Source organism: Duncaniella muris, assembly GCF_003024805.1.
Taxonomy (GTDB): Bacteria; Bacteroidota; Bacteroidia; order Bacteroidales; family Muribaculaceae; genus Duncaniella; species Duncaniella muris.
The window spans coordinates 42,319-56,338 of the sequence record NZ_PUEC01000006.1; the positions used below are offsets into that span (position 1 = coordinate 42,319).

Genomic DNA, 14,020 nt, shown 5'->3' on the forward strand with positions numbered 1-14,020 from the left:
CAAAAAATGCTATTTTTTGTGATCCCCTGATTTTTTGTATCTTTGCCGAAGCGTTGTATCCATATATAATATATGAGCAACGCATTATCTGAACCAAACTGTCGATTTATGGAAAATGGAACCTGGTGGACGGCTCCCACTGAAAGCGAATCAGGCAAACTGATTCTCGTCACGGGCCGCAAAAACGTAGAAAAATTCCGCTCCAATCCGCGCTTCAACATCCGCGTGGAAGTCAGCTGGAAATATGAGGGCGATGCCAAAGGTATGCCTGACAAGGAGACTTCAACCCTTATGGAGGAGGTCCAGGAGGCTCTGCAGAAGGAGTTTCACAAAGATCCGGTGGCTGTGCTCACCGGCATCTTTACCGGTGACAGTCAGCGCGACTGGATTTTCTACACTCTGAGCACCCACATCTTCGGCCGCAAACTCAACGAGGCTCTTGAATCGTTTCCCCTGCTTCCCTTGACCATCTATACAGAGAATGACCCTTCATGGGAAGAATATGACGAGATGTCGGAAGCCGAGATAAAACTCGACTGAGGCCACACCTGTCAGAGGCTGTTAAAGCTGCCTTTCACGCATCAAGATCATACTGACTCAGATCTGCGCCCGCTTTGGAAAGATTGCTGTCGACAATCTTCCGGAGCGGGTTGACTGTATGACGGTAGTCACTTATATAGCGCCGCATTTTCAGTATGCGCGGCACATAGTCCTGCACCATGTCGCGCTCCTGCAGAAAGTCCATCACCTCGGCCATGAATTTGTCGATATTTGTGTAAAGAGCATCAAGGAGCCATGTCTGCGCGCCGTTGCCTATCAGAGCCAGCAGAGTGTCAACCATCAGTTCGGCCACTGCATCATCGCCCGGTTCGAGCGAGCGGAAGCGTTTCAGAGTAGAGCGCAGACGCGATATGCGCGGGCGGAATGCCCTTTTGGCATAGCGGGTGGCTTCTTTACGGAGAATAGCCCTATACTCTTCGGTCTTCTTCATTACATCAGGGTCGGCCAGAAAGTCGAGATATTCCCTCGCGTCCTTACTGTGGGAATAGACATCCATGATCAGTGACCGGAGCTGCACGTCGCTGAAATCATTGAGTAATTTTCGTAGAGTTGTTTTTGACATGTCGTGAGGTTCAGATTATATAGCGTGGCCGTAAACGGAAGGCGGCGTGTCGCACTGCTTGTCCGACACGCCGCCTCTTTAAGCCCCCATATGGGGTGGAATTCAGATCTACTCTGATCAGAGTTTATTTCTTATAGCCTTTGATGCCTTTTTCAAGAAACTCGGAGAAGCGGGCCACATTTTCGTCATAGGTATAGGGCCCTGACAGGAGCTCGCCTTCGTCATTGAGAATGACATAGTAGGGCTGGGCGTTGGCGTTGAATTTGTAGCGCTGCAGATAGCTCCAGCGGTCACCATAGGTGTAGAGAGTCATATCCTTGCCATATTCCTTAACAGTGATAGGCTCCGGAAGGTTCTTCTTCTCGTCTACCATAAGCTTGATGACTGTGAAGTTGTCTTCGATCATGGCCTTGACATTCGGTTCGTCAAGCACGGCGCCTTCCATCTTGCGGCAGTTGACACAGCCGAAGCCGGAGAAGTCGATGAGGACGGGTTTGCCTGACTCCTTGGCAACCTTCATGCCTTCTTCAAAGTCGTCATATTCCTTGAAGCCGTCACCGTAGAGGTTGAAATCCTGAGTGAACAACGGGGGCACGAATGCGCTGACTCCCTTGAGGGGAGCACCCCAGAGACCGGGGATCAGATAAATTGTGAACGAGAACGAGCAGAGGGCAAGGAAGAAGCGGGTCACACCGACACTTCTGTCAGCCGGGCCGTAGTGGGCGAAGTTGAACTGGCCGAGCAGATAGAGGCCGAGCAGGGCGAAGATCACGATCCAGAGAGCGAGGAAGGCTTCGCGGTCAAGAATATGCCATCCGTAAGCGAGGTCGGCTACAGAGAGGAACTTGAGCGAGAGGGCGAGTTCAACGAAACCGAGCACCACTTTCAGTGTATTCATCCAGCCGCCGGAGCTGGGAGCGGCCTGCAGCATTGTGGGGAACATGGCGAATAGCATGAACGGAAGAGCAAGGGCTGTCGAGAAGCCGAGCATACCGATTGCCGGGCCCCAGAGGTCGCCCTGTGAGGCTGCCTCAACGAGCAGAGTGCCGATGATAGGGCCTGTGCAGGAGAATGACACAAGTGTCAGGGTGAAAGCCATGAAGAAGATGGAGAGCAGACCGGTGGTCTTCTCGGCTGTGGCATCCATCTTGTTTGACCATGATTCGGGGAGTTTGATGTCAAAAGCTCCGAAGAAGCTGATGGCAAACACCACGAGCAGAAGGAAGAAGATGATGTTGCAGACGGCCGAGGTAGAGAGTGCGTTGAGCGAGCTTGCGCCGAAGATACCGGTGATGAGCAGGCCGAGGGCCACGTAGATTATGATGATTGACAGACCGTAGGTGCAGGCATCGGCGATGCTCTTCGCGCGGTCTTTCCCTTTTTTAAGGAAGAAGCTGACAGTCATCGGGATCATTGGCCACACGCAGGGTGTGAAGAGGGCCACGAGACCACCGAGGAAGCAGGTGAAGAATATGTACCAGAGAGAAGTCGACGAGAAGTCCTCGGCGCTTTCTGAATCCTCGAATGACACGGGGGCCCAGAGGTCGGCACCTGCACTTGCAGGTGCGGTGGAGGTCAGAGAATCTGCGGCTACGGAATCTGCCGGAACAAGCACCGCGGCCTCCTCAGCCACTTCGACTTCGGCAGTCTCGACAAGTTTGGGTTCTTCCTTCACCTCTGCCTTTTCTTTCGGCTCATCTTTTGAAGAGACGGCAGCGGCAATCTTGGCCGTGCCTGAGAGGTTGAATGTAGAGCGTGACGGCGGAATGCAGTTTTCATCGTTGCAAGCGCCACACACAATCATCACGTCGATGTTGAACTCAGGCTTGGTGGCTTTGAACTTCTGTGTGATGGTCACACTCTGCGTCCACCATGAGAGTTCGGCTCCAAACATTTCGTCAAACTGTTTGTGAGAGGGCTTGTTGGGTGTGGGTTTTCCTTCGAGAGTCACTCCTTCGAGTTTAGGATAAGAGATCTCAAGGATCTGGGGACCGGCATCAGGGTTGCAATCAAGCGCATACATGTGCCAGCCGGAACTGATCGCAGCTGTAAGAACTACCTGCCCTTGGACATCGCCTGTCATTTCGACCTTGGCCTGCCATTTTACGGGGTTCATGATCTGCGCGACGGCCATGTTGCATACCATCGACAATAGAAGCAGAAGCGTGAAAGTGTACTTTCTCATGGTTACAAAAAAAGAGAAATGCTAAATTAGATTGGTTTTACAGCACAAATGTAATGATTTTTCCTCAATCGCAACTGTTTTTACCTTACGGAAACGTAAAAAGTCATTGTAAATCTTGCAAAAAGCACGATTTTTCGGTTTCTCGCTGTTCAAAAAGTCAAAAACGGCCTTGCTTTTGGCCCAAAACGACCTCTGCATGATGACTTTTTGCCACATGAGGAAGTAGTCATACTTTTTTGCCATTTTATTGGCGCAAGAGCTTGACACAGCCTCCGGTTTTCAAAAATTTCATTATCTTTGTAGACAGACAAAACCAACCTACATTTTACCTCAGTCCTCCCATGAAGCAATTCCTTTTACTGCCCGGAGCGGCGCTGCTGCTGATGACAGCCGCACTTCCGGCTACTGCCGAGACAGTCAACATCTCCACCCCAAACACATCTCTTGTACTCGACGCCGAAAAAGGGGGCAAACTCCGCATCCTCCACTATGGCAACAGGCTCAGTGATGCCGACATAGCAAACCTTTCGGAGGCAGGAGCCATCAGGCGCGACGCCTATCCAGTCTACGGTATCTATCCGCAGGCCGAAGCAGCCATGAGCGTGACCCACGCCGACGGCAACAGAACCACCGACACTGAAGTGACCGGTATCACAAGCCGCAAAGATGCCGACGGAGCCGACGTGACCACCATAGCCATGCGCGACAAGGTCTATCCTTTTGACCTCAACGTAAACTACCGTACATATCCGGGTGAAGACGTAATCGAGACCTGGGTCGATGTAAAGAATAATGAAAAGGGCACTGTCACCCTCAACCGCTTCATGTCGGGCTACCTTCCGGTGCGCTACGGCAACGTATGGCTATCTCAGCTCTACGGCTCATGGGCCAACGAGGGCAAGGTGTCAGAGACTCCGCTGAACCACGGGGTCAGAATGATCAAAAACAAAGACGGAGTGCGCAATTCCCACACCTCACACGCCGAGATCATGCTCTCGCTTGACGGCAAGCCGCAGGAAAACACCGGCCGCACCGTGGGCGCGGCTCTTGAATATTCAGGCAACTACAAACTGTTTATCGACACTGATGACAGCGACTATCACCACTTCTTCGCCGGCATCAATGAGGAGAATTCGGAATACCATCTCAAGACGGGTGAAAGTTTCGTGACCCCGCCTCTGGCTCTCACCTACTCCGAAGAAGGTCTCTCAGGTGTAAGCCGAAATTTCCACCGCTGGGGACGCAACCACCGTCTGCACGCCGGCAACACCGAGCGCAAAGTGCTGCTCAACTCCTGGGAGGGTGTCTATTTCAACATCACAGAGCCTGTGATGGACGGAATGATGAAGGACATTGCCGACATGGGCGGCGAACTCTTCGTGATGGACGACGGATGGTTCGGCAAAAAATATCCCCGCGACAACGACAGCACCACCCTCGGCGACTGGGTTGTGGACACCAACAAGCTTCCCAACGGAATCCAGGCGCTGATCGACTCTGCGTCCACCCACGGTATAAAGTTCGGAATCTGGATCGAGCCTGAGATGACCAACACCGTCAGCGAACTTTACGAAAAGCATCCCGAATACATAATAAAGGCTGCCAACCGCCCGGCCACTCAGGGACGAGGCGGCACTCAGTTAGTGCTCGATCTCGCCAACCCCAAAGTGCAGGACATAGTGTTTACCGTCGTTGACACCCTCATGCGCAAATATCCGGCCATAGACTATATCAAATGGGATGCCAACGCGCCGATCATGGACCACGGCTCGCAGTATCTCACCGCCGACAATCAGAGCCATCTCTACATAGACTATCACAAGGGATTCGAGACTGTGCTCAATCGCATCCGCAAGGCACATCCCGATGTGACCATCCAGGCCTGCGCCAGCGGCGGCGGCCGTGCCAACTGGGGCATTCTCCCCTGGTTTGACGAATTCTGGACCAGCGACAACAATGACGCTCTGCAGCGCATCTACATGCAGTGGGGCACCAGCTACTTCTTCCCTGCCATTGCTATGGGATCGCACATCTCGGCTTCACCCAACCACCAGACTTTCCGCAGAATTCCTGTGAAATTCCGCGCCGACGTGGCCATGAGCGGCCGTCTCGGTCTCGAAATGCAGCCCCGCGACATGAACGATGAAGACAAGGCCGTGTGCCGTCAGGCCATCACTGACTACAAGAAGATCCGCCCCATAGTGCAGTTCGGCGACATCTACCGTCTGATCTCGCCTTACGATGGAAAGGGCGTGGCCTCGCTGATGTATGTCACTCCGGAGAAAGACGACGCCGTGTTCTACTGGTGGAAGACCGAAACATTCATGAACCAGCAGCTCCCGCGTGTGGTGATGGCCGGTCTCGACCCCGACAAGATCTATATGATCACCGAGCTGAACCGCATTGACAAAGAGCCTCTGAGTTTCGAGGGCAAGACTTTCAGCGGCCGCTATCTGATGTCGAACGGACTTGAGATTCCTCTGACCCACAAGGTGGACTATCACAAGAACACCGACTACGCCTCACGAGTGCTGCGCGTCACAGCTAAGTAAGCTGATGACGGCATTTCCATTGTGATTTTCCGCAGAATTTCAAGTCGATTTTTATTCTTAAAACTTTTTGGCGCATTTTACTTAGTAATTTGCGCCTTTTTATGTAATTTTGCCATAAACTATAAAAACTCATATCATGAATCAGGAACTTGACTGGGGCAACCTATCATTCGGCTATATCCCCACCGACTATAATGTGCGCTGCTATTTCCGCGACGGGAAATGGGGCGAGATCGAAGTGTCGCAAAGCGAAGAGATCAGTCTCCACATCGCCGCCACCTGTCTCCACTACGGCCAGGAAATTTTCGAAGGCCTCAAAGCCTTCCGCGGCAAGGACGGCAAAGTGCGAGTGTTCCGCCTCGAAGAAAATGCCCGCCGCATCCAGGAATCAGCCAAAGGAATCCTTATGGAGCCGCTGCCGCTGGAGAAATTCAAGGAAATGGTGCTGAAAGTGGTGAAACTCAATGAGCGCTTCGTGCCGCCCTACGGTTCCGGCGCATCACTTTACATCCGTCCGATCGAGCTCGGCATTTCGGCCCAGGTCGGTGTCAAGCCGTCTACCGAATATCTTTTCATTATTCTCGTTACTCCGGTAGGTCCTTACTTCAAGACCGGATTCAAGCCGACTAATATCTGCATCATGCGCCAGTATGACCGCGTGGCCCCCAACGGCACAGGCCTCTGGAAGGTGGGCGGCAACTATGCGGCATCGCTCACTGCCGGCGAACACGCCCACGAGCTTGGATATTCGGCCGTGCTCTATCTCGATCCGAAGGAAAAGAAATATCTCGACGAATGCGGTCCGGCCAACTTCATCGCCATCAAGAACGGTGTCTACATCACTCCAGCCTCTAACTCGATACTGCCTTCGATCACCAACAAGAGCCTCATGCAGCTTGCCGAGGATATGGGAGTGAAGGTTGAACGCCGCCACATCACGGTCGATGAACTGCGCGATATCGACGAAGCCGCCGCTGTCGGCACTGCCGCTGTGGCTTCACCCGTCGGCGAGATCGATGACCTTGACACCGGCGAGAAATATATCGTTTCGAAAAACGGCGAACCGGGCCCCATCACCACTCGCCTCTACAATACGCTCCGCGGCATTCAGCTCGGAGAGATTGAGGACGTCCACGGATGGTGCACTATATTAGAGTGATCCAAGACAATTCACAGAATCAATCCACAACACTGAGCCATGACATGGCAGGAAATGATTGACAGATATTATCCCGAAGACGGCTGCCTTCGGGATATTTACATGGCCCACTGCCGTTCGGTGGCCGATCTGGCACTTGAAATCAACCGCCGGAAAGGGCTCGGCCTTGATCAGGCGGCAGTAGAAGAGACCGCTATGCTCCACGACATCGGCATTTTCATGTGTGACGCTCCCGGCATAGAGTGTCATGGCGACGAGCCTTATATACGCCACGGTGTGCTTGGCGCCGCACTGCTGCGCAGCGATGGTCTTGGAGAGGACTGCGCCCGTGTGGCCGAGCGCCATACCGGAGCGGGCCTGAGCCGTGAGGATATTGCCCGGCAGCATCTGCCTCTTGATCCTGACGGGGACTACATGCCGCAGTCAACACTAGAACGCCTCGTCTGCTATGCCGACAAGTTCTATTCAAAGAGCGGCGACATGCAGCGCAAGCCGCTTGAAAAGGTGATACGCTCAATGCAAAGGCTTTCGCCTGAGACTCTGGAGCGCTTCATGGCGCTCCATCGCGAGTTTGGCGAGCAGGAGTGAGCCTCCGAAAACGCAAGACACACATAACGGCCCGCATGAAGACAGAATTTTCATGCGGGCCGTTTCTAAGAGATTGTCTATGAGAATGTCTCACAGCAGAAACAATCTCTAAAGCTGACATTTTATCAGAAGGGATAGATGCCGTTGGCAGCTCCGTTCATGAGGGCATTGAAGAGATAGCCGTTAAGCTGATTGCCGTTGTTACGGTCAATGTCTCCACCGGTTTCCCAGAAGAAGGGCACACAGCCATGAGCCTTGGCCGATCTGGTGACATATTCAGTCCAATAGGCGCGGCTTGCTTTGTGTTTTTCAACATCCATGCTATCAATGTTGCGGTTAGAAGCAACACCATATTCGCCTATGATAGCAGGAACTCCCTTGCTGACGTAGGCATCCTGCACTTTCTTGAACTGGGCATCAATATTTGCCTCTTTGTGCCATGTGCAGTTGCGGTCAGAACCGGCCACGAAGTTGGCCTCACCCCAGTAAAGCTTGATAGGATTGTTGGGACCCCCCCAAGCGTTGTCTTTATCCATGATAGTGAAGTCAGTGGGATCATAGAAATGCACTTCGACCATTGAACGGTCTGCTACGGGATCTTCGGGAAGTTTATAGAGGCCTCTGACACCTTCATCAATATTGGTGAAAGGAGTCTGATGGATCAGCACTCGTGAAGCATTGTTTCCGCCTGTAGCACGGACAGCGTCGACAAAGGTCTGCTGATAGGCCATAATTGCATTGACAGACTGCTGCTGGCCGGCTGCAGACTGATTCTGCTGGCCGGGTTCGTTCATGCCGGCAAAGAGAAGATGCTCGTCATAGTGGTTGAGTTTGTTGGCGATCTGAGTCCAAAAAGTGCTCTGCTTTTTGTCAACGTCAGCATCATAGCCGTTTACGCAGCTTTCTTCAAGCCAGCCACCGTCCCAATGGATGTTCACAATGGCATACATGCCTTCGCCTATAACCCAGCCTACAATCTCGTCAACACGATCAAGCCAGGCGGGATCAATTATATTTTTGGCTTTTTCAGCGGTTGTCTTACCCTGAATGTGGCTGTTCCAGGCGCATGGGATACGCACGGCGTTGAAACCTGCGGCCTTAAGGCCACGGATGTAGCTGACAGTCACAGGGCGACACCATGATCCTTCTCCGTCAGGAGCTTCAAGTGTATTGCCGATGTTGACACCTGCAAAGATGTTTTTGGCAATCTCAGTTGCGCTGACATTGTTGATGGGGGTTTCGGCCGGCACCACAGGAGCATAGGTAGGCTGAGTGACAACCATGCCGCGGGCCACGTTGCCTGCAAAAACCGAGACACGGGCCGAACGCGGACCGCGGGTTTCATTAAGTTCGGTTATCACAGTCACAGGGGAACCGTCGGCTGTACGGTCACCAACTTCTGCTTTGATCCATTTTAGATCATCGTCCTCATCTATTTTTTCAACCTGAACCGATACGGCTGCAGGCGACTTTACTATAAAAGTCTGAGGTCCGCCAATCGCAGCAGCAGTCATACCATCGGCAAAAAGCTGATCGGGCACCTGAATCACTTCATAGCGCATTTCATTTCTGTCATTGTCACACGATGCGGCAAACGAACCGCCTGCCACCGTACAGAAAGCAAAAAGAATTGATTTAGTCATATTCATTTGTAGATATTTTATCAAAAAATAAAGAAGTCCGGCCGGACTGAAGCCTCACCGGACTTCTCTATAAATTTTATTTCTGTTATTTGAAAATCACCATTCAACAACCGGGAACAGTCTGTCAACGGAGAAGCCTACACTCATCGAATTCGAGAATCCGAGTTCCACGATCTTCATCTCGCCACCGCTCTGAACGGGTGTGCCGAAGGCACAGCCTGAAGATGCAGTGATTCCATAAGTGTTCCAAAGTTCAAGACGATGCTTGTCACCGTCATCAGAGTTAAGAACTTTGGCAGAATCCCAGCCGGTTACTGCGTTGCCGTCAAGTTCAAGCGATGTAAGAGTCATGTGAGTGCCTGGGAAGTCCTTATATAGCTGCTCGGTGTTGATAAATGTCATTATCGATCCGTCAGCATGGTCTGTGGAGTTGAGAGTGATGACAAAATCCTTCTTGCTTGCGGCAATTTTTGAATTTTCGTCAACTACAACGGTGAACGATCCGTCATTCGGACCGGTCCAGTCACCACCCCATGAGGGATTGATTGTGATAAGACCCGGAGTGTAGTAGGCGGGGCTGAGATTAATTGTGTAGTCTATCTCAAGTTCAGATGAAACCTGGAATGCAGGCTCGCTTTCCAGATTTGTGGCTGCACTGAAAGGACTTTCCACAACCTTGCCGCCCTGCTGGCCCTTGCCCCAGATGTTGAAGAGCTCAATGCGGTAGTTGCCGTTGTCTTCAATGTCGCCATAGAAGAATCTGTTGGCATCAAATTTTATTGACTTGCCGTCACAACGTATATCGTTGATATAGACGATGGCAGTCGGATATTTTGCAACAAGGTTCTGGAAGTCGATGTTGAATACCATAGCGCCATTGACGGTGCCGTTATAGGTCACGGTGTGTTTGCCTTCGAGTTTTTCGGCATCAATGCGGTCGCAGATCGCCCCCCATTCACCGTTCCAGTCACCGCCTACACACTGGAAGTTGACCGGAATGGCGTCATCGAACTCCAGTTTGCGTTCACTGTAGTAGTTGACTGCATAGCCGTAGTCTCCGTCAGGGATGGCGATGCGGAGTCCGTCATTGTCAAGAGCGAGGATCTTTAGGCTTCCCGACTTGTTGGCAAGCCAGGTGTTGCCGCAAAGAATGTCAATGTCAATGTTAAGGACAACGTTCTTTTCGTCAATAGTGTAGTGGCCGGTCTCGTCGGTAACTGTTCCGTCCTCGGCGATACGATGGATGCTGACGGTTCCGTCTTCAAGAAATTCCATGTAGCCATAGTCCTTGCCGTAAGTGTAGCCGATCCAGCCGTTGTTGGTTCCCATTTCCCATCCGATCTGCTGTTCGACATTGGGATGATTGTTGGTGATGGTGTTCCAGTTGTCAGTTACGCCAAACTGGGTGAAGGGACCTTCAAACACGTGGAGTTTGCCGTCCTGGCCGTTTTCCATGTACCATTTGCCATAGAGTTTTGTCTTGTCAAACGGAATGTTGCGGGCAGTTGAAATGGCACGGACTGCTGCCGCCTGATAGACAGGAAGAGAGGCGCGGGCTCTGTTGGACAACGAGAACTGATAGGCATAGTAGAAATCGCCATTGTTTACAGAGCCTGTGGCATAGTAACCTGCTGTGCCCTGAGAGCTGATATCACTGACTGTACGAGTGCCGGCAGCGGGAAGGAAGATGGAGTTTCCGTTGGGGCCGGTCAGTCTGTAGCCGGCTACGCCCTCAACTTCAGTCCATTCGGCTGTACATTTTGCAAAAAGTTCCTCATAGTCCTGGTAAGAGGGAAGTGTTCCGACACCTCCAGTCACGTTCCATGCGAGGTCCTGCTTGGTGCGATAGATGTCGCCTGAAGCATAGTCTTCGGGGAGATACGATGTATTGACACCTGAGAGATCTCCAAAGCCGAAGAGGCCTCCGAAGTCAGACTCTGATTTCGCGCCAAGATTGCTTTTTGCCCATTTGACAGAGAGACCGAGGTCTACGAAATCGGCATCGGCATCAAAGGTCTTTGCGTCAGTGGTGAATTCTTTCACGTCGCCGTAGATGACACCTGCGCCAAGATCGAGATAAGCGGCATAGTAATATTTGGTTCCGGGAACGAAGCCTGATTTTTCGACAGAGAATGCGGCAGCCTGCTCCGCAGCGGGAACAATGAGACCTGCACGGACTTTCTCCACATCAGGATCAGCAGATATAACCACACCCACTGTGGCACCTTCAGGTGCTTCGGTAACGGCTCCGCCCATAGTGGCTGATGCGAAATCAACGGTCTGTACATTGTCCGTGACAACGGTGGCGCTGGTGGTCACGAATGACTTGACTTCGCCCTGGAATGAAACCTGGCCCTTGAGAGATACAAACACCTGATAATAGTATGTCTTGCCGGTCTCAAGGCCATCGACAGTGGCTATCACGACGTTTTTGTCAAGCACACCGTCAACGCGGTTTGTCAGACTGTTCTGATCCTCGCCATAGTAGAATCCTACAGAGTAGAATGCAGCAGACTTGTCGGCCAGGCCCTCCACCGTTCCGTGGAGGGTTGCGCTGTTGGCCGTCACATCAGAGGAGCCGGTTGTGACCGATGACTGGTCTATAACGGGGTCCGTCGAGATGAAATAATTGTCATCGTCATTGCAGGAAGCCAAGGAAAGGCCGAGCATGAGCGACGCACAGAGAAATATTTTGGTTTTCATGTTAAAATTTTCCTTGTTTCATGGTTTATTCAATTGTCAGCGAAACGATTTCGGGCTTGACCACAGTTGCGTCAAGATTTCCGTCGGCGTCAAGCGGTGACACTACAAGACCCTTCTGCTGTATGCAGATTGAGAAGCAGCTTGCGCCCTCAAATTTCAGAGTTCCGGAGGTGGTATTGGTCAGGCTGATTTCGGTCACACCGTCCTTGTTGAGGGAAACAGACGGATTACTGAACACACCTGCGTCATTTGAGTCCCAGTTGAAAGCAGCCAGGTCATCGAAGTTATGGCCGAAGACTACTTTGGGGTCAGCTCCGTCAGTCCAGGTGATGCCGGGGAGGCGGAATGCAAGCTTGATGGTCTGTCCTTTCTTGAGACGGAGTTTGGTCACATCAACAGGATAGAGGCCATCGGCATCATAGAATGCGTTGTAGACTTCCAGACGATAGTGGTGGTCATCCTGGATGTAGCAGTTAAGATATTCAGGATTTACAGCAATAACAGTCGGACCTGCCTGGCCACCGCCAAGAGACTTGACAGTCAGATTGGCACAGACATAGCGGTTGGCGACACCGTTTTCATCCTTAGCCACGGGAACACCGATAACGAGGGTGCCGTTTTCAGGGTTACATTCAAAGACTGTGAATTCTTTGCCCTTGACGGGATCAGGAGTAGTGGCGAGAAGTGTCACTTCCCGTGCAAACACGATCTTGTTGCCTTCAATGGTGAATTCAGTCTGCGCCAGGCGTTCTTCAATAGCAAGTCCGTAGGCATTGTAAGGGATGCTGAATTTGCCGTCAGAATCCTCTTTGTAGCCGGTGTAGCGATTCATTGTCATTACGAATTCGTCATCAGAGAAAGCCGGACAGGCGGGAGTGCCATAGAGTTCAGAGAGTTTTTTCCATGCACCTTCAACCTTGCCTTCACCGTTCTTCACTGTACCGTCCCATTCCATAAGACAATAGGGCTGTTCAGAATCAAGGAGATATGTGACAGCGGTTGCGTGATAAGAAGCATCATCGCCGATAATGGTGAAGAGATCCGTGGCAAGATCCTTGTACTCAGGAAGAACCGGTGGAACTGTCGACAGAGACGGTCCGGTGACAGGCCACTCGCCGTCCCAGCCTTTTTCAACGAAGCAGAGAACCATGCGCTGATCCTTGTTGCCTCCTTTGCCGTCGTTACGGATGAGTTTGAGACCGAGAACGTGTTCGTTGAGTTTGACCAGTTCGATATTAACCATGTCGACAAAATACGAGTCACCAATGCGGTCGCCAAGCCAGTTCAATCCGGCAGGCATAGTGATAGTTTTTCTATCAGGGTCCATGACGAACGCTTTTGTCTGGCCGTTGACAGTCAGATTTGCGCCATTGATGAGATCGAACGTGAGTTCGTGGATAGACTCGATGGTAGCTGTGGTAGTGGCGGCATCGCCAAACAGCCAGTCAGGAGCACCGGCCTGCCATACCCAGTTGGGGTCATCGACACCATCTTCGGCATATGAGGGATAATCGGCCTCGGTATATGTTTTGCCGTCGGTAAATTTATCCCATCCCATCGGAGCGCACATGAATGTGAACGCGCCTAAATCAAGGTTTTTGGTGTCCAGCTCCCATGTTTTTGACTGGTCGGCCCCACCGGTGAGGTATGTCCAGAGAGGGTCTGTCAGCAGGTCACCGTTGGTATTTTCGAGTGTGAAACGATAGGGTTCGCCATAGACTATGCCGCCACGGGTCATTACGCCGAAACGGATTTCATAATCACCGGCAAAGGGGATGTTGGCTTCTGTAGAGGTTTTGCGCTCTATGCCCTGCGGATGAATCCAACTTGTGACGTAGCGGCTTCCAAGGAGGCTTTTCATTTTAACCTTGTTAGTAGCCTGGTCGATTTCAATTGTGTATGCTTTGCCTTCCACGAGATCCGCAGCCGTCAGATCAGGAGCGGGAAGGGATTCATCTTCCGGCGTACAGGCAGTGGAAGAAAACAACAGAGCCACGCCTGCAAGAAATGAATAAAAAAACTTATGCTTCATGTTTTTCAGAAAATAATAATATAATGACTGTGTGT

Annotated in this window: 9 protein-coding genes; 4 read left to right on the forward strand and 5 right to left on the reverse strand. The window is 51.7% G+C overall.

Annotation, left to right across the window (positions count from 1 at the left end):
* Positions 1 to 108 precede the first annotated feature (108 nt).
* Positions 109 to 540: a DUF695 domain-containing protein gene (locus C5O23_RS03800; RefSeq protein WP_107031638.1), complete on the forward strand. Its 432-nt coding sequence runs from the start codon at positions 109 to 111 to the stop codon at positions 538 to 540.
* A gap of 34 nt (positions 541 to 574) precedes the next feature.
* On the opposite strand, the gene C5O23_RS03805 is transcribed toward C5O23_RS03800, so the two are convergent.
* Positions 575 to 1,123: a DUF6155 family protein gene (locus C5O23_RS03805; protein WP_107031639.1), complete on the reverse strand. Its 549-nt coding sequence runs from the start codon at positions 1,121 to 1,123 to the stop codon at positions 575 to 577.
* Positions 1,124 to 1,247: 124 nt separating this feature from the next.
* Positions 1,248 to 3,308, reverse strand: a complete 2,061-nt coding sequence (locus C5O23_RS03810) for a protein-disulfide reductase DsbD family protein (RefSeq protein ID WP_107031640.1) — start codon at positions 3,306 to 3,308, stop codon at positions 1,248 to 1,250.
* A 341-nt stretch (positions 3,309 to 3,649) separates the two neighbouring features.
* Between C5O23_RS03810 and C5O23_RS03820 the strand changes: the two genes are divergently transcribed.
* The 3 genes from C5O23_RS03820 to C5O23_RS03830 all read left to right on the forward strand — a co-directional run bounded on the left by C5O23_RS03820 (position 3,650) and on the right by C5O23_RS03830 (position 7,607).
* Positions 3,650 to 5,860 (forward strand): alpha-galactosidase, encoded by a 2,211-nt coding sequence (locus C5O23_RS03820; protein WP_107031642.1) that lies wholly within the window; start codon positions 3,650 to 3,652, stop codon positions 5,858 to 5,860.
* Between the two features lie 136 nt (positions 5,861 to 5,996).
* Positions 5,997 to 7,019, forward strand: coding sequence for a branched-chain amino acid aminotransferase (locus tag C5O23_RS03825; protein ID WP_107031643.1), 1,023 nt, complete (start codon positions 5,997 to 5,999; stop codon positions 7,017 to 7,019).
* Positions 7,020 to 7,058: 39 nt separating this feature from the next.
* Positions 7,059 to 7,607, forward strand: coding sequence for an HDIG domain-containing metalloprotein (locus C5O23_RS03830; RefSeq protein ID WP_107031644.1), 549 nt, complete (start codon positions 7,059 to 7,061; stop codon positions 7,605 to 7,607).
* A gap of 125 nt (positions 7,608 to 7,732) precedes the next feature.
* On the opposite strand, the gene C5O23_RS03835 is transcribed toward C5O23_RS03830, so the two are convergent.
* The 3 genes from C5O23_RS03835 to C5O23_RS03845 all read right to left on the reverse strand — a co-directional run bounded on the left by C5O23_RS03835 (position 7,733) and on the right by C5O23_RS03845 (position 13,985).
* Entirely contained in the window at positions 7,733 to 9,250 is a 1,518-nt protein-coding gene (locus C5O23_RS03835; protein ID WP_161553547.1) for a cellulase family glycosylhydrolase, read from the reverse strand.
* Between the two features lie 96 nt (positions 9,251 to 9,346).
* Positions 9,347 to 11,953: a hypothetical protein gene (locus C5O23_RS03840; protein WP_107031646.1), complete on the reverse strand. Its 2,607-nt coding sequence runs from the start codon at positions 11,951 to 11,953 to the stop codon at positions 9,347 to 9,349.
* A 25-nt stretch (positions 11,954 to 11,978) separates the two neighbouring features.
* A complete protein-coding gene (locus tag C5O23_RS03845; protein ID WP_107031647.1) occupies positions 11,979 to 13,985 on the reverse strand; it encodes a hypothetical protein in 2,007 nt (668 codons plus the stop codon).
* Positions 13,986 to 14,020: the final 35 nt, after the last annotated feature.